Source organism: Bradyrhizobium sp. IC4060 (genome assembly GCF_020193715.1).
In the GTDB taxonomy this organism is placed as follows: domain Bacteria; phylum Pseudomonadota; class Alphaproteobacteria; order Rhizobiales; family Xanthobacteraceae; genus Bradyrhizobium; species Bradyrhizobium yuanmingense.
The window spans coordinates 116,167-131,391 of sequence record NZ_JADYVJ010000001.1 but is presented as its reverse complement, the minus strand read 5'-3'; the positions used below and the strand labels follow the sequence as shown (position 1 = coordinate 131,391).

Below are 15,225 nucleotides of genomic sequence, written 5' to 3'. Positions count from 1 at the left end.
CGGCGATGCCAAGGGTGCAGGCGGGCGAACTCCGACTCGGCTGGCGGGAGTGGGGAGGAGGCGACGTCACCGTCGTCTTCATCCACGGAAATCTCGCCAGCAAGGACTGGATCGAGCTCGCCGCGCCATTGTTTCCGATCGGGCTCCGTGTGGTTGCAATCGATTGGCGCGGCTGTGGCGACAGCGACCGGCCGAAGCCGTCGGCCGACTATTCCAACTACTCCATGCGGCAGCACGCCGAGGACATGCTGGCGGCGCTCGATACGCTCGGGATCGGCTATTGCCATCTCGCGACACATTCCACCGGCGGCATCATCGCCGCCAGAATGCTGCTCGAGCAGCCGCAGCGCTTCGGCCGTGTGTTCGCGCTCGATCCGGTAACGCCGCTCGGCATGGCCTTCGATGCCGATCAGATCGGATTATTCAGGGCCATGATGTCGAGCAAGGAGCTGACGCGGTCCGTGATGGCTACAGCCGCTTCTTCGCTGTTCGTCCCGGAGAGCATGGGGCCGAACATGGTCCCTCGCTTTCGCGAGGGGCTGGGAGAGATCCAGACGCTGTTCGATCGGATCATTGGGCAGACCTTCGGCGTATCGGAGGGGATCTGGATCGGCACGCCGGTGAACCTGACGCGGGAGAAGGAGAGCCGTGAGCTGGAGCGCCGTATGTCCGAGATCCGGCATCCGCACCTCGTGTTGTGGGGCGAGCGGGACGGTTGGATCGCGCCGGCCGATCTCCGTGCCATGGCCGAAGCGATGCCGGATTGCCGGCTGGTCATCGTGCCAGGCGTAGGGCATTCGATGAACCTCGAATCGCCGGCACTTTATGCAGGCTATTTCGGCGCCTGGTTCGGAGGACGTGCCGCGTCACCATCCACGGCGCCAAGCTGATCCCCGGCGGGGCCTCGACGTCGACGGCGGCCACCACATCGTCGATTGACGCGCTGAGCAGTCCGGGACCCATGATCGATGGTGACAATATTGCCAGTGTTTTGCCCGACGGAGCAACCGGTTCCGGGCGAACAGGAAACATCCGTCAAATCAGCCCCATGTCTACTGTGCATGGGGTTGTTTTTCGACTCTTTGATTCAGCGATAGTGAAGCGCGATCAATTCGGCCACGCAGGCCGGCTTCTTGCCGCCCTCGATCTCGATCACGAGGTGGTAGTTGACGCGCAGCCCGTCCGGCGGCACGTCCTCTGCTTCCGCGATCGTGACCCGGCCGCGTAACTTCGAGCCCGCCGGAACCGGCGCGAGATATCGGATGCGGTCAGCACCGTAATTCAGCGTGTTGCGCAGCCCCTTCAGGCCGATGACCGAGCGGATGAACAGCGGGGCAAGGGCAAGCGAGAGCAGGCCATGGGCGATAGTCTTGCCGCCCGGCATCTCCTGCTTGGCGCGCTCCTGGTCGACATGGATCCACTGCTCGTCGCAGGTCGCCTCGGCGAACTGGTTGATGCGGTCCTGCGTGATCTCGATCCAGTCGCTGGCGCCGATCTCGGTGCCGATTGCGGATTTGATCTCGTTGAAGTCGCTGAATATTCGCATGGGTTGACCTGTTCAGAGCTTCATTTCCGGAACATTGTCGGGAATGGCGAGTTCGGCCTCCGTCAAGGCCATGACCTCGCCGATGCTCATGCCGGGTGCTGTTTCCAGCAGCGTCGCCTTGCCATCGGGAAAACCGATCACGGCCATGTCGGTCACGACAAGGTTGACAGGGCGTGCCGAGGTCAGCGGCAGCGAGCATTTCACCACGATCTTCGACTTGCCCTTGGCCGCGTGCTGCATGGCGACGATCACGCGCTTGGCGCCGGTGACGAGGTCCATTGCGCCGCCCATGCCCGGGACCATCTTGCCCGGAATCATCCAGTTCGCGAGATGGCCATGCGCATCGACCTGGAGGCCGCCGAGCACGGTGACATCGACGTGGCCGCCGCGGATCAAGCCGAACGACATCGCGCTGTCGAAGGTGGATGCGCCCGGCAGCGCGCTGATCGGGCGTCCGCCGGCATCGGTGAGCGTCGGATGCGCCATGCCCTGTTCGGGGATCGGCCCGGTGCCGATCAATCCGTTCTCGGACTGGAAGAAGACCTTCAGGTCCGACGGCACATAATTGGCGACCAGGGTCGGAATGCCGATGCCGAGATTGACGAGATTACCGCTCCTCAGCTCCTTGGCGACACGCCGGGCGATGATGATCTGGGGATCCATGATGTCACCCGTTGGTGATGAGATAGTCGACGAGCGGCGCGGGGGTGACGACGTGATCCGGCGCGATCACGCCGACCGGGACGATATGCTCCGCCGTCACGATGACGGTGTCGGCCGCCATCGCCATGACCGGGTTGAAATTGCGCGAGGTGAGGGCGTAGGCGAGGTTGCCGAGGTAGTCGGCGAGGAAGGCGTGCACCAATGCGAATTGCGCCCGCAGCGCCGTTTCCAGCAGGAACGGCTTGCCGTCGACTTCGATCTGGCGCTTGCCTTCGGCCACCAGCGTTCCGACCCCGGTCGGCGTCAGCACCCCGCCGAGACCGCACCCGCCGGCGCGGATGCGTTCGACGAAGGTGCCTTGCGGCACGAGGTCGACCGCGATCTGGTTCGCCAGCATCTGCTGCTGCGCCTTCGGATTGAGACCGATATGCGTTGCCGTCAGCTTCGACACCAGTGCCTGATCGAACAGCTTGCCGACGCCCTTGCCGGGCGTGGCCGCGTCATTCGAGATCAAGGTCAGACCCGTCTTCCTCTGGCGCACGACTTCGTCGAGCAGCCGCTCCGGCGTTCCAACTCCCATGAAGCCGCCAACCATGACGCTGGCGCCCGCCGGGATCATCGCAACGGCTTCTTCGACGGAAACAGCCTTCATGATCGAAACTCCCGGTCGCCCGACGATGGGCTGAAGGGCGGTAATGTGTGGATGTTGGCGGGCGGGCGACAGGCTCCCTTGATATGGGTCAAGGGCCTCTGGATCATTGCGCGCCGTCAGCGCGTCCCTCTCCAACGTGAACGCTTGGTAGGCCTTGGGAATGATTTGGGAACCTCGACGCTGAGGCGCGCTAAAAGGCTCAAGAGAAACCGACGCTTCCGTAACAAAACCGGATCCAGTCCGGAGAGCCGAATCTTACTAAATTCAAAAGCTTGCCCTTGCATCCTAATGCTGCGTGCTATGTGCTTTGCCTGAAATCGAGAGCGAAGCACCGGGGTGCAGCACGGAATCGCGCTCGAACACCTGTGCGTCGGCGAGGTCCCGCCATTCGGACGGCGCCAAAACGACTCAATTTACGTCGAGCGTGGATCTGCCGGACACTCGCGGAGCTGATTCCCATGCCAGACATCAAGGTCGACCGTTCTGATTTGGCCCCCTCGATTCTGCCGGCCGGCATCCCCGAGCTCAGCGACGATGAATGCCTCGCTTGTCTCGCGCGCGCAGTCGAGGCGCCGGATTCGGCGCGGCTTGACGAGGTCGCTGGCCTCATTGGCCGCCTGGCAGTCGCCATCGAATAGGGCCGGCCCGGCCCTCCATCAGGAGAGGTTGCGGAGGGCGAAACGCGCATCGCCAACCGCTATGTTGCGTTTTGACCGAGCATGCTCCAAAAGATGCCGCGATTTTTCTCCGCGGCATCGTCCGCATTGCAGGGTCCGCAAATGTCCGGTTTTTCGACCGCGCGCCAAAAAATGGTCGATGGCCAGGTGCGCACCAATGACGTCACCGACCGTCGTGTTCTCGATGCCATGCTCACGGTGCCGCGCGAGGCTTTCGTGCCGGCCGGCCGGCAGGCGCTGGCTTACCTCGATCTCGACCTCGACGTCAGCGAGGGCGCCGCCAAGCGGTTCCTGATCAAGCCGGCGCTGACCGGCAAGCTGCTCCAGGCCGCCGAGATCGGCGCGGATGACAACGTGCTGGTCGTGGGCTGCGCCACCGGCTATCTCGCCGCACTGGCCGCCAAGCTCGCGCGTCAGGTCACGGCGACCGAGTGCGATTCGGCTTTGGCGGCCAAGGCCAGCGACGCCTTCGCCGCCCAGGGGCTTGCCAATGTCGCCTGCAAGGCGGCGGCCTGCACCGAGGGGGACCCTGCTGCTGCCCCCTATGATGTGATTCTCCTCAACGGCGCGGCCGAGGTGATGCCGGAAGCGCTGCTCGGGCAGCTGGAGGAGGGTGGGCGCCTGGTGGGGGTGTCGGCCGAATCGAGGCCGCCGCGCGCCACGATCGTGACCCGTACCCACGGCGAATTCGGTCATCGGACCCTGTTCGACGCCGCCGCCCCGGTGCTTCCCGGGCTGGAACGGGCGGCTGCCTTTGTCTTCTGACGGCCCCAAAGCCGCCCCAAATCCGTTCTGAATCAGAAGTGTGGCCGGGATGCTGCACGCGAAGAGTTTCCACTGAGAACCACCCCCAGGTAGTTCCGTCGCGCTTGACCGCGTCCTATGTTGCGGCGGGGCAACGACTCCATTGGTACGGTACCCCGGCTCGCGGGCACGAGCAGGGCGCTAGAACGAACGGAATTTCACGGATGCATGGGGTGAAGCTCTTCACCGGAGCTGCGGTTTCGGTCCTGCTGCTGGCGCTTGCCGGGCCGACACCTGCCTTGGCGGATACGATCGAGGGCGCGCTGGTGCGCGCCTATCAGAACAACCCGCAGCTCAACGCACAGCGTGCCCAGGTGCGCTCGACTGACGAGGGCGTGCCTCAGGCCTTGTCGGGCTATCGCCCGAGGGTCAATCTGACAGCGACCGGTGGCTATTCATATCAAGATTTGCAGAGTGCCCCCGGGACCAACTCAGTCTACGGAACGAGGGTGCCTCGCAGCATTGGCGTGACGGCGACACAGACGCTCTACAATGGCAACCAGACCGCCAACCGGACCCGCGCGGCGGAGAGCCAGGTGTCCGGTACGCGTGAAGCGCTGCGCGGTATGGATCAGAGCGTACTGCTGAGCGCCGCGACGACCTACATGGACTATCTGCGGGATGCCGCCACGCTCGAAGTCCAGCGCAGCAACGTGCGCGTCCTCGAGCAGACACTGAAGCAGACCCGCGACCGCTTCAATGTCGGCGAAGTGACCCGCACCGACGTCGCCCAATCGGAAGCGCAACTGGCGGCCGGGAGGACCCAGGCGCTCACCGCTGAAGCGAATCTGACGACGACCCGCGCGAACTACCGTCGCATCATCGGAAACGAGCCCACGAATCTTGCGCCCGGCTCGCCTGTCGATCGGTTTCTGCCTCAGACGCTGGCTTCCGCCATCGAGCTCGGCCTGATCGAGCACCCCAACGTGACGGCCGCCATGTACGGCATCGACGTCAATTATCTGCAGGTCAAGATCAATGAAGGAGCGTTGCTGCCGACACTTTCGGTTCAGGCAACGGCCCAGCGGGCCGACGAACAATCCTTGATTCAGATGCGTTCGTACACCGCATCGGCGATCGCGCAGCTCACCGTGCCGATCTATAATGGCGGTGGTGAATATTCGCTGATCCGCCAGTCCAAGGAGAACCTGGCGCAGCAGCGGCTCAACCTCGAAACGACTCGCGACCAGACCCGCGCGACCATTGTGCAATGGTGGGGCTCGCTGCAGGCCACCAAGGCGCAGGTGCAGTCGGCTCAGGCGCAGGTGACGGCGTCCGAGATCGCCCTGAACGGCGTCCGCGAGGAGGCCAAGGCCGGCCAGCGCACCACGCTGGACGTGCTCAATGCGCAGCAGGCGCTGGTGAACGCGCGCGTTGCGTTGGTGACCGCGCAGCACGATCGCGTGGTCGCATCGTATAACGTCCTCGCGGCGGTCGGGCGTCTATCGCCGCAGGTCCTCGGCCTTGCGACTACGACCTACGACCCCAGCGTTCACTATCATCAGGTGCGGGACAGCTGGGCGGGTGTGCGCACGCCTGACGGCCGCTGATTCCCGTAATCATCCGGTCGATCTCGCCAATAGCCGAGGTCGACCGGTGCTTTGCTTGCAATCGTCAAAATCCCTGACATAGCCTTGCCAAGATGATGCGGGTCGATTCGCCCGCGTTGATGTCGTGTGCGTAACGCTTCGGCGCCGGGGGCAGGGGCGCACCGCTGCGCGTCGAGCCGTGATCTGGGGACAAGTCGGGCTGCGGCGACGAAAATGGCGGACCCATCGTTGCGGAACCGGCCAATCCTGCCGTGCTTGGTGTAAAACAACGCATGCGAGGGCGTTGATGATGTGGAGTCGGAGATGACGCAGCCTGCAAAGGTCACAGAACCCTCGATGGAGGAGATTCTGGCCTCGATCCGGCGCATCATTGCCGACGACGAGGCAAAGCCCCCGCCGGCTGAGGCCGCCAAGCCCGAGAAGGCTGCTGCGCCCGCCGCGCCGCCGAAGCCGCAGGCGATGAACGACATCCCGCCATCCAAGGTCGCTCCGCCTAAACCCGCCGCCGAGAAGCCGGCACCGCCGCCGGCTGCAAAGCCGGCGCCGCCACCTGCGCCGGCGCCCGCGGCGGACGCATCAAACAGCCAGGACGATATCGACGCGTTGCTGGCGGGTCTCGATGCGGCCACACCTACGCCGGAGGTCCGCGCGCCCGAGCCAGAGCCCGAGCCTGAGCCTGAGCCCGACGTGCTCGAACTGACCGACGACATGGCGATGGACCCGACGCCGCCTCCGCCGCCGCCGACCTTCCGCAAGGTCGAGCCACGCGACGATCTCGAATTCGCCGAGCCGCCGCGTCCCGCCCCGCCGCCGTCCTACGCGCCGGTGGACTTCGACGCGCCGCCGCTGCCCCCGCAGCAGCCGATCCTCGCGCAATCGACGGTCTCCGCGGTCGAATCCGCCTTCAACTCCCTGGCCCATACGGTGCTCAGCAGCAATGCGCGGACGCTGGAGGACCTGGTCAAGGAGATGCTGCGGCCGATGCTGAAGTCCTGGCTCGACGACAACCTGCCCGGCCTCGTTGAACGCATCGTGAAGGCCGAAATCGAGCGGGTCTCGCGCGGCGGCCGCTGAGGGCGGCCGAAGGGCCCTCATAAAGCCCGGCTTGGGCGTCATATTCGGGCCCCGGACCGGGCTGGAAAGCGCTGTTGCCGCCTCGTTTTCCCTGGCCTTTTCGTTGACTTTTCGTTGACTTGGCCCCCTCGCGCGGCTTTCTAGCAGCCCCATGATCGAGAAAAATTACCAGCCCGCCGATATCGAAACCCGCATGTCCGTGGTGTGGGAGGACAGCCTTGCGTTCAAGGCTGGCCGGCCCGACCGCCGTGATGCCGTGCCCTTCACCATCGTGATCCCGCCGCCGAACGTGACGGGCTCGCTGCACATGGGCCACGCCCTCAACAACACGCTGCAGGACATCCTTTGCCGGTTCGAGCGCATGCGCGGCCGCGACGTGCTGTGGCAGCCCGGCACCGATCATGCCGGGATCGCCACCCAGATGGTGGTCGAGCGGCAGCTGATGGAGCGCCAGCAGCCCGGTCGCCGCGAGATGGGCCGCGAGAAGTTTCTGGAGCGGGTCTGGCAGTGGAAGGCCGAGAGTGGCGACACCATCATCAACCAGCTCAAGCGCCTCGGTGCGTCCTGCGACTGGTCGCGCGAGCGCTTCACGATGGACGAGGGCCTGTCGAAGGCCGTCGTCAAGGTCTTCGTCGAGCTGCACCGTGAGGGCCTGATCTACAAGGACAAGCGGCTGGTGAACTGGGACACCAAGCTGCTGACCGCGATCTCAGATCTCGAAGTGCAGCAGACGGAAGTGAAGGGCCACCTCTGGTATCTGCGCTATCCGATCGAGGGCAAGACGTTCAACCCCGAGGATCCCTCGAGCTTCATCGTGGTCGCCACCACGCGCCCCGAGACCATGCTCGGCGATACCGGCGTGGCCGTCCATCCGGAGGATGATCGCTACCAGAAGCTGATCGGCAAGAATGTCGTCCTGCCGCTGGTCGGCCGCAAGATCAAAATCGTCGCCGACGAGTATTCCGATCCCGAGAAGGGATCGGGCGCTGTGAAGGTGACGCCGGCGCACGACTTCAACGATTTCGAGGTCGGCAATCGCCACGGGCTGCGCCGGATCAGCGTGCTCGACAGGGAAGGCTGTCTCGATCTCCTCGACAACGAGGATTATCTGCGCGACCTGCCCGAAGGCGCTGCGCAATTCGCCGAGGAATTCCACAAGGTCGACCGCTTCGCTGCGCGCAAGCGCATCGTCGAGCGGCTGGAATCGTTCGGCTTCGTCGAACGGATCGAGCCGCACACCCACATGGTGCCGCACGGCGATCGTTCCAACAGCGTGATCGAGCCCTACCTGACCGACCAGTGGTACGTCGACGCCAAGACGCTGGCGAGACCTGCGATCGCGGCGGTGCGTTCGGGCGAAACGACGTTCGTGCCGAAGAACTGGGAAAAGACCTATTACGAGTGGATGGAGAACATCCAGCCCTGGTGCATCTCGCGTCAGCTCTGGTGGGGCCATCAGATCCCGGCCTGGTACGGCCCTGACGGCAAGGTGTTCGTCGCCGAGACCGAGGAGGAGGCCATCAGCCACGCGCTCGGCTATTACGTCGAGCAGGAGGTCATTACGCCCGAGCAGGGCCGCGAGATGGCGCTCGACCGCAACAAGCGGGAAGGCTTCATCACGCGCGATGAGGACGTGCTCGACACCTGGTTCTCCTCGGCGCTGTGGCCGTTCTCGACGCTCGGCTGGCCCGACGAGACGCCCGAGGTGCAGCGCTATTATCCGACCAATGCGCTGGTGACCGGCTTCGACATCATCTTCTTCTGGGTCGCCCGCATGATGATGATGGGCCTGCACTTCATGAAGGAAGTACCGTTCTCGACCATCTACATCCACGCCCTCGTCCGCGACGAGAAGGGCGCCAAGATGTCGAAGTCGAAGGGCAACGTCATCGATCCCCTCCACCTGATCGACGAATACGGCGCCGACGCGCTGCGCTTCACCCTGGCCGCGATGGCGGCGCAGGGGCGCGACATCAAGCTCGCCACCAGCCGCGTCGAAGGCTACCGCAATTTCGCGACCAAGCTCTGGAACGCGTGCCGGTTCGCGGAGATGAACCACTGCGCCGTGCCTGATGGTTTCGAGCCGGCGAAGGCAAAGGAGACGCTGAACCGGTGGATCGCGCATGAGACCGCCCACACCACGCGCGAGGTGACCGAGGCGATCGAAGCTTATCGCTTCAACGATGCAGCCGGCAGCATCTATCGCTTCGTCTGGAACGTCTATTGCGACTGGTATGTCGAGCTCGCCAAGCCCGTGCTGCTCGGTCCGGACAACCCTGCCAAGGACGAGACCCGCGCCATGGTCGCCTGGGCGCGCGACGAGATCCTGAAGCTGTTGCATCCCTTCATGCCCTTCATCACCGAAGAGCTGTGGGAGGTGACGGCCAGGCGCGAGGGCCTGCTCGCATTGGCGCCGTGGCCGCTGAAGCCGGTCGAGCCGACGCCGGAGCAGCTCGCGATGCTTGCGGCGACCACGGGACCGACCGATGCGCTCGTCTCGCCGGCCTGGGTGCTGCCGATCTTCGATCATGCCGACTTCACCGATCCGGCTGCCGAAGCCGAGATCGGCTGGGTCATCGACCTCGTCACGCAGATCCGCTCGGTGCGAGCCGAGATGAATATCGCGCCGGCAACGCTGACGGCGCTGGTGCTCGCAGGCGCTTCGGCCGAAACCAAGGAGCGCGCGCCGCGCTGGACCGATGTCATCAAGCGTATGGCGCGGCTGTCGGACATCTCGTTCGCCGACCGCGCGCCTGACGGCGCTGTCCAACTGCTGGTGCGCGGCGAGGTCGCCGCGCTGCCGCTCAAGGGCGTGATCGACGTCGCCGCCGAGCGCACGCGTCTCGACAAGGAGATCGCCAAGGCCGAGGCCGACATCAAGCGCGCCGAGTCGAAGCTGGCGAACGAGAAGTTCGTCGCCAACGCGGCCGAGGAGGTCGTCGAGGAGGAGCGCGAAAAGCGCGAGGCGGCGCTGGCGCGCAAGGCCAAGCTGCTCGAGGCGATGGAGCGGCTGAAGCAGGCGTCTTAGAGCATGATCGGAACAGTGTGCAGCGGTTTTCCGGAAAGATCATGCTCAAACAATAACCTAAAGCGCGATGATGATTCATCGCGCTTTAGGCCTATTTCGGAAACGGCTTGCTCAAAAACTTCGAGCCCCTGACGCCGTAGCGCCAGGGCAGTTCGACCGCCTTGGTGATGCCGATGCGGATGCCGGTTGCGACCTCGACATCCTCGGTTCGCGCATGCAACGCGATGGGGGGCCGGTCCAGCGGCAGGGCGTTGTGCGCGATGGTGATGCCGAGCGCCTCGGTCAGCTTGCCAGGGCCCGAGCACAGCGCATGCACCTCCTGCAGACGCCGGCGTTGGCGCATCGCGGCCAATCCATGCGTCGGCTCCAGCGCGCGGATCAACACGGCACTGGCCGAGCCTTCCTCCTCGCAGACGAAGTTGACGCACCAATGAATGCCGTAGGAGCGGTAGACATAGGCAAAGCCAGGCGGGCCAAACATGACCTGGTTCCGCTGCGTCGGCCCGCGATAGGAGTGCGCCGCCGGGTCGGTATGGTGATAGGCCTCGACCTCGACGATGATCCCGCCGACGCCGTCGACGAGCATGGTGGCGCCGATCAGGTCGGGCGCGACCTCATGGACGCTGCGTCCGAAGAAGGCGCGCTTCAGGGGCTTGCCGAGCCGCGGTGGTGAAGCGTTCGAGATTGGAGCCATTCGAGGTGAGAATCGCCTGAGAACAGAGCAAGATATTGCCCATATCTGCCATGTTCCCTGAAGCGGGGCGAGCCGGGTTGCGATGCCAGGCCAGACCGACTAGGTAGGACCTGAACAGACCGGACACCCCATGGTCGTTATTGTCGATACCATCTCGAATCCGCTGCGCCCGCGCCACCCCGAAAAGGTGAATCGGCCCGATTCCGCTTCGCCGCCGAAGCCGGACTGGATTCGCGTGCGCGCTCCGAACACCCGCGGCTATGCCGACACCCGCAACATCGTGCGCGCCAACGGCCTGCACACGGTGTGCGAGGAGGCGGGCTGCCCGAACATTGGCGAGTGCTGGGACAGGAAGCACGCGACCTTTATGATCATGGGTGACACCTGCACCCGGGCCTGCGCCTTCTGCAACGTCAAGACCGGCTTGCCGAATGCACTGGATGCGGCCGAGCCGCAGAACGTCGCCGAGGCCGTGGCCAAGCTCGGCCTCGCCCACGTCGTCATCACCTCGGTCGACCGCGACGACCTCACTGACGGCGGTGCCGAGCATTTCGCTCGGACTATCCGCGCGATCAGGGCCGCGTGTCCCTCGACGACGATCGAGATCCTGACGCCCGACTTCCTGCGCAAGGAGGGGGCGCTCGAAATCGTCGTTGCGGCGAAGCCCGACGTGTTCAACCACAATCTCGAGACGGTGCCGTCGCGCTATCTCACGGTGCGGCCCGGCGCGCGCTACTTCCATTCGATCCGGCTGCTGCAGCGGGTCAAGGAGCTCGATCCCACCATCTTCACCAAGTCCGGCATCATGGTCGGCCTCGGCGAAGAGCGCCACGAGGTGCAGCAGGTGATGGACGATCTACGCTCGGCCGACGTCGACTTCCTGACCATCGGACAATATCTGCAACCGACCCGCAAGCATCACGCGGTGATGCGCTACGTGCCGCCGGACGAGTTCTCGTCCTACGAAAAGATCGCCTACACCAAGGGCTTCCTGATGGTGTCGGCAAGCCCGCTCACCCGCTCGTCGCATCATGCCGGCGAGGATTTCGCGAGACTGAAGGCTGCGCGGGCAGCTCACGCCCGCTGACGTACCATGCATCGAGTTTCGAGCAAGCACCGTGTCAACCACAGCGCGTCCGAGATGTTTGATCTGGTCGCCGATGTCGAGCGCTACCCGGAATTCGTGCCGCTGTGCAGCGCGCTGAAGGTGCGCCAGCGCATGGCGAAACCCGACGGCACCGAGGTGCTGGTCGCCGACATGACGGTGTCGTTCAAGCTGGTCAAGGAATCCTTCACCAGCCGCGTGACGCTCGACCGCGCCAATCTGAAGATCCTGGTCGAATATCTGCAAGGTCCGTTCAGGAATCTGGAAAACCGTTGGACGTTCGAGCCCAAGGGCGAGGGCGTCTGCGACGTCGGCTTCTTCCTCGCCTACGAATTCAAGAGCCGCATGCTGGCGATGCTGATGGGCTCGATGTTCGATGCCGCCTTCGCGCGGTTCTCGACCGCGTTCGAGAAACGGGCGGACGCGATCTACGGCCGGCCAAAGCTGGCGTCGACGTAGTCGCGATCAGCACTGCTCTCTCCACCGCTCGCAATGACAATGGAGCGGCGGGCGTGCCCTCCCAATCCAACATCGCTCCGTGTTCCCCATCAGCATCCACCGGGATCATTTCGCATCGCGGCGCGTTCTCAACCGACTGACCGGGTTGGAGCCGTCATGACCATCAATTTCGACACGCTGAAAGCTTCGCTTGTCCTGTATGGCCTGAACGCGATCTACGCGGTCCTGCTGCTCGCGGTCGGCTGGTATCTGTCCGGCGCGATGCAACGCTTCGTCACGCGCGTCCTCAGCGTGACCCACCGCGTCGACCCGCTGGTGACGCTGTTCGTAGGCAGCCTTGCGCGCTATGGCGTGCTCGCGGTCGTCGGCATCGCCGTGCTGCAGCTGTTCGGCATCCAGACGGCGAGCCTCGTTGCCGTGCTGGGCGCGACCTCGCTCGCCATTGGTCTTGCCTTGCAGGGCACGCTGTCCAATCTCGCCGCCGGCGTGATGCTGCTCTTGTTCCGGCCCTTTCACATCGGCGACGATGTCGAGGTCGCCGGCAAGGCGGGCAAGGTGAGATCGCTGTCGCTGTTCATGACCGAGCTGGTCGCGCCCGACAACACGCAAATCCTTTTGCCGAATGGACAGGTCTGGGGCGCGGCCATCATCAACCACAGCGCCTATCCTGGCACGGGCGAGATCAAGGTGACGTTTCCGGTCCCCGCCGGCGCCGTTCCGGCGCTGGCCGATCGCATCCTGAAGGAGCTTCGCAAGGATTCCCGCATCGACGATCAGGCGCAACTTGCCGTCTCCGTCAGCAAGGTCCTCGATGTCGCCAATCCCGCCGCGCCGATCCTGGAATTGACGGTTAGCGCCAAGGCGAAACCGTCTGAAGCTGGCGCGGTCAAGCAGTGCGTGCTCGATCATGCGAGCGCGCTGCTTGCCACGGCCGCCTGAGACGATTTATCCCCGCGGCGGACGTGGCGGCCTGCGTTTGACCACATGCCGGCGCGGTGAGCGCGTCACACGCGGGCGCAGGCGGCTGGCGGCGGTGCGCTGCGGCTTGGCCGCGACTTGCGGGCCGCGGGCCAGATCCATCAGCATGCGCAGCGCCTCGACCACGGAGCGGGCGCGCACCGCGCTGCGGCCGATGGCGCCGAAGCGGTGCTCGCGGTGGATGATGCGGCCGTCGCGCGCGGCGGCGGCGAAGTGCACGAGACCGACCGGCTTGCCGGGCGTGGCGCCGCCCGGGCCGGCGATGCCGGTAATGGCGACCGCGAGATCGACATCGGCGCGCTCAAGCGCACCGATTGCCATTGCGGTCGCGGTCTCCTTGCTTACGGCGCCGAAATTGGCCAACGTGCTCGCCTCGACGCCAAGCATCGCGCGCTTGGCCTCGTTGGAATAGGTGACGAAGCCGCGGTCGATGACATCGGACGAGCCCGGGATGTCAGTCAGTGCGCCCGCGACGAGACCGCCGGTGCAGGATTCGGCCGTTGCGATCGTCAGCTTGCGCATCCGGCACAGATCGAGCAGCGAGCGGGAGAGGGCGCGTGCGTCGCTGCCGCCCATGGCCTAGACGCCCCAGGGAAGGCGGATGGTGGCGCTCGCGGTCGCCGCGATGCCTTCCTCGCGGCCGGTGAAGCCGAGCCGCTCGCTGGTGGTCGCCTTCACTGCGATGCGCGAGATGTCGACGCCGGAGATCTCGGCGATGCGCGCGCGCATGGTGTCGCGCAACGGGCCGATCTTCGGCCGCTCGCAGATCAGCGTGACCTCGAGATTGGCGACGCGGCCGCCGCGCGCTGCGACGCGCTCGATGGCATATTTCAGGAACTGGTCGGAGGAGGCGCCCTTCCACTTCGCATCGCTCGGCGGGAAGTGCGAGCCGATGTCGCCGTCGGCGAGAGCGCCGAGAATGGCGTCGACCAGCGCATGCAGGCCGACATCGCCGTCGGAATGAGCCAGGAAACCCTTGGTGTGCGGCACGCGCACGCCGCAGATCATGACATGGTCGCCTTCGCCGAAGGCGTGCACGTCGTAGCCGGTGCCGGTCCTGATGTCGCCGAGCTGGGCGGCCAGGCGCGCTTCCTCGCGCACGAAATCCTCGGGAGTTGTGAGCTTCATGTTGGCAACATCGCCTTCAAAGGTTGCAACCGTCAATCCTGCCCATTCGGCAATCGCGGCATCGTCGGTGAAATCCGAGCGTCCATCCCTTGCCGCACGACGATGCGCCTCGAGGATGACGTCGAAACGAAAGGATTGCGGCGTCTGTGCGATCCGCAAGGAAGCGCGCTCCGGCGTGGCCTCGACGTTGCCGCTTTCGCCGGTGACCTTGATGGTGTCGGTGACGGCAACGGTGGGGATCGCAGCGCCGTTGCGGCTCGCCGCCTCGATCGCGCGCGAGATCACGCCTTCCGAGACGAAGGGGCGCGCGGCGTCGTGGATCAGCACGATGTCCGGATTGTGCTTGGCCAGCGCTTCGAGGCCGGCGAGCACCGAAGCCTGCCGCGTCGCGCCGCCATTGGTCGGTGGCTCGTGCCTGAGCCCTGCGACCGCTGCGGTGAACATGGCGCTGTCGTCGGGGTTCACCACCGGCTGCACCGCGAACACCTCAGTGTGACCGCTGAAGGCTTCCATGGCGCGGCGGATCACGGGCACGCCGCCGATCTCGCGATATTGCTTCGGCCCGCCGGCGCCGGCGCGCAGTCCACGCCCGGCTGCGACGAGGACGACCGCGGTGCGCTGTGATTTCGCCATAGGACTCAAATACTCAATTGCTAATGAAAGAGCAGGGGGTGATTTGCCGGCATGCCTCTAGCACGGCAGGCCCGCAAAAAAAGGGGGTTTCCCCGGATTGTGGGAAACAGCATTTTGCTGCAGTGCACTTGAAAGATCTACAGAACTGTCTAAACTGTAGGCATGACGCTTGACTGCACAAGAATTGTGCGCAAGATAGATCATGGCAGGCGCGATGAGGCCCTGCCCAGTCAA

15 protein-coding genes are annotated in these 15,225 nt (G+C 64.9%); 9 read left to right on the top strand and 6 right to left on the bottom strand.

The genetic code is table 11. The annotated features are described in order from the left end of the window. Positions 1-5: 5 nt before the first annotated feature. Complete coding sequence (locus I6F16_RS00605; protein WP_225112860.1) at positions 6-890, top strand: alpha/beta hydrolase; 885 nt, start codon at positions 6-8, stop codon at positions 888-890. A gap of 197 nt (positions 891-1,087) precedes the next feature. On the opposite strand, the gene I6F16_RS00600 is transcribed toward I6F16_RS00605, so the two are convergent. The 3 genes from I6F16_RS00600 to I6F16_RS00590 are packed head-to-tail and all read right to left on the bottom strand — an operon-like array spanning position 1,088 to position 2,861. Beyond that, positions 1,088-1,546: a MaoC family dehydratase gene (locus tag I6F16_RS00600; RefSeq protein WP_036028008.1), complete on the bottom strand. Its 459-nt coding sequence runs from the start codon at positions 1,544-1,546 to the stop codon at positions 1,088-1,090. Between the two features lie 12 nt (positions 1,547-1,558). Then, a complete protein-coding gene (locus I6F16_RS00595) occupies positions 1,559-2,209 on the bottom strand; it encodes a 3-oxoacid CoA-transferase subunit B (protein WP_036028009.1) in 651 nt (216 codons plus the stop codon). 4 nt (positions 2,210-2,213) lie between these two features. Next, positions 2,214-2,861, bottom strand: a complete 648-nt coding sequence (locus I6F16_RS00590) for a CoA transferase subunit A (protein ID WP_035999395.1) — start codon at positions 2,859-2,861, stop codon at positions 2,214-2,216. 458 nt (positions 2,862-3,319) lie between these two features. Here I6F16_RS00590 and I6F16_RS00585 point away from each other — a divergent pair, with 458 nt between their 5' ends. The 5 genes from I6F16_RS00585 (at position 3,320) to I6F16_RS00565 (ending at position 9,994) form a co-directional block, all read left to right on the top strand. Then, positions 3,320-3,499: a hypothetical protein gene (locus I6F16_RS00585; RefSeq protein ID WP_225112861.1), complete on the top strand. Its 180-nt coding sequence runs from the start codon at positions 3,320-3,322 to the stop codon at positions 3,497-3,499. A 141-nt stretch (positions 3,500-3,640) separates the two neighbouring features. Then, on the top strand, positions 3,641-4,303 hold the full coding sequence (locus I6F16_RS00580; RefSeq protein WP_225173360.1) for a protein-L-isoaspartate O-methyltransferase: 663 nt from the start codon (positions 3,641-3,643) through the stop codon (positions 4,301-4,303). A gap of 203 nt (positions 4,304-4,506) precedes the next feature. After that, positions 4,507-5,892 carry a TolC family outer membrane protein gene (locus tag I6F16_RS00575; protein ID WP_035999388.1) on the top strand — a complete coding sequence of 462 codons (1,386 nt, stop codon included), beginning with the start codon at positions 4,507-4,509 and terminating at the stop codon, positions 5,890-5,892. A 303-nt stretch (positions 5,893-6,195) separates the two neighbouring features. After that, the gene (locus I6F16_RS00570; protein WP_225112862.1) at positions 6,196-6,966 is read left to right on the top strand and encodes a DUF2497 domain-containing protein; all 771 of its coding nucleotides are present in this window, start codon (positions 6,196-6,198) and stop codon (positions 6,964-6,966) included. A 151-nt stretch (positions 6,967-7,117) separates the two neighbouring features. Beyond that, positions 7,118-9,994: a valine--tRNA ligase gene (locus I6F16_RS00565; RefSeq protein ID WP_225112863.1), complete on the top strand. Its 2,877-nt coding sequence runs from the start codon at positions 7,118-7,120 to the stop codon at positions 9,992-9,994. Between the two features lie 91 nt (positions 9,995-10,085). On the opposite strand, the gene I6F16_RS00560 is transcribed toward I6F16_RS00565, so the two are convergent. Then, positions 10,086-10,688, bottom strand: a complete 603-nt coding sequence (locus tag I6F16_RS00560) for a DNA-3-methyladenine glycosylase (protein ID WP_225125420.1) — start codon at positions 10,686-10,688, stop codon at positions 10,086-10,088. Positions 10,689-10,818: 130 nt separating this feature from the next. Here I6F16_RS00560 and lipA point away from each other — a divergent pair, with 130 nt between their 5' ends. From lipA to I6F16_RS00545, 3 genes are all read left to right on the top strand, one after another. Continuing rightward, positions 10,819-11,775: a lipoyl synthase gene (lipA, locus tag I6F16_RS00555; RefSeq protein WP_225125418.1), complete on the top strand. Its 957-nt coding sequence runs from the start codon at positions 10,819-10,821 to the stop codon at positions 11,773-11,775. Positions 11,776-11,781: 6 nt separating this feature from the next. Next, entirely contained in the window at positions 11,782-12,252 is a 471-nt protein-coding gene (locus I6F16_RS00550; RefSeq protein WP_027542754.1) for a type II toxin-antitoxin system RatA family toxin, read from the top strand. A 156-nt stretch (positions 12,253-12,408) separates the two neighbouring features. Then, complete coding sequence (locus I6F16_RS00545) at positions 12,409-13,191, top strand: mechanosensitive ion channel domain-containing protein (RefSeq protein ID WP_225173359.1); 783 nt, start codon at positions 12,409-12,411, stop codon at positions 13,189-13,191. 6 nt (positions 13,192-13,197) lie between these two features. On the opposite strand, the gene I6F16_RS00540 is transcribed toward I6F16_RS00545, so the two are convergent. Both I6F16_RS00540 and I6F16_RS00535 read right to left on the bottom strand, forming a co-directional pair. Continuing rightward, positions 13,198-13,806 (bottom strand): CinA family protein, encoded by a 609-nt coding sequence (locus I6F16_RS00540; RefSeq protein ID WP_035999375.1) that lies wholly within the window; start codon positions 13,804-13,806, stop codon positions 13,198-13,200. A gap of 3 nt (positions 13,807-13,809) precedes the next feature. Continuing rightward, positions 13,810-14,991, bottom strand: a complete 1,182-nt coding sequence (locus I6F16_RS00535) for a bifunctional 2-C-methyl-D-erythritol 4-phosphate cytidylyltransferase/2-C-methyl-D-erythritol 2,4-cyclodiphosphate synthase (RefSeq protein WP_225173358.1) — start codon at positions 14,989-14,991, stop codon at positions 13,810-13,812. Positions 14,992-15,225: the final 234 nt, after the last annotated feature.

What these genes read in the sequence shown, in the direction of transcription:
- I6F16_RS00605 (WP_225112860.1), top strand. Translation starts at nt 6, where the DNA reads ATGCCAAGGGTGCAGGCGGGCGAACTCCGACTCGGCTGGCGGGAGTGG.
- I6F16_RS00545 (WP_225173359.1), top strand. Translation starts at nt 12,409, where the DNA reads ATGACCATCAATTTCGACACGCTGAAAGCTTCGCTTGTCCTGTATGGC.
- I6F16_RS00580 (WP_225173360.1), top strand. Translation starts at nt 3,641, where the DNA reads ATGTCCGGTTTTTCGACCGCGCGCCAAAAAATGGTCGATGGCCAGGTG.
- I6F16_RS00585 (WP_225112861.1), top strand. Translation starts at nt 3,320, where the DNA reads ATGCCAGACATCAAGGTCGACCGTTCTGATTTGGCCCCCTCGATTCTG.
- I6F16_RS00560 (WP_225125420.1), bottom strand. Translation starts at nt 10,688, where the DNA reads ATGGCTCCAATCTCGAACGCTTCACCACCGCGGCTCGGCAAGCCCCTG.
- lipA (WP_225125418.1), top strand. Translation starts at nt 10,819, where the DNA reads ATGGTCGTTATTGTCGATACCATCTCGAATCCGCTGCGCCCGCGCCAC.
- I6F16_RS00590 (WP_035999395.1), bottom strand. Translation starts at nt 2,861, where the DNA reads ATGAAGGCTGTTTCCGTCGAAGAAGCCGTTGCGATGATCCCGGCGGGC.
- I6F16_RS00540 (WP_035999375.1), bottom strand. Translation starts at nt 13,806, where the DNA reads ATGGGCGGCAGCGACGCACGCGCCCTCTCCCGCTCGCTGCTCGATCTG.
- I6F16_RS00595 (WP_036028009.1), bottom strand. Translation starts at nt 2,209, where the DNA reads ATGGATCCCCAGATCATCATCGCCCGGCGTGTCGCCAAGGAGCTGAGG.
- I6F16_RS00575 (WP_035999388.1), top strand. Translation starts at nt 4,507, where the DNA reads ATGCATGGGGTGAAGCTCTTCACCGGAGCTGCGGTTTCGGTCCTGCTG.
- I6F16_RS00570 (WP_225112862.1), top strand. Translation starts at nt 6,196, where the DNA reads ATGACGCAGCCTGCAAAGGTCACAGAACCCTCGATGGAGGAGATTCTG.
- I6F16_RS00535 (WP_225173358.1), bottom strand. Translation starts at nt 14,991, where the DNA reads ATGGCGAAATCACAGCGCACCGCGGTCGTCCTCGTCGCAGCCGGGCGT.
- I6F16_RS00565 (WP_225112863.1), top strand. Translation starts at nt 7,118, where the DNA reads ATGATCGAGAAAAATTACCAGCCCGCCGATATCGAAACCCGCATGTCC.
- I6F16_RS00600 (WP_036028008.1), bottom strand. Translation starts at nt 1,546, where the DNA reads ATGCGAATATTCAGCGACTTCAACGAGATCAAATCCGCAATCGGCACC.
- I6F16_RS00550 (WP_027542754.1), top strand. Translation starts at nt 11,782, where the DNA reads ATGCATCGAGTTTCGAGCAAGCACCGTGTCAACCACAGCGCGTCCGAG.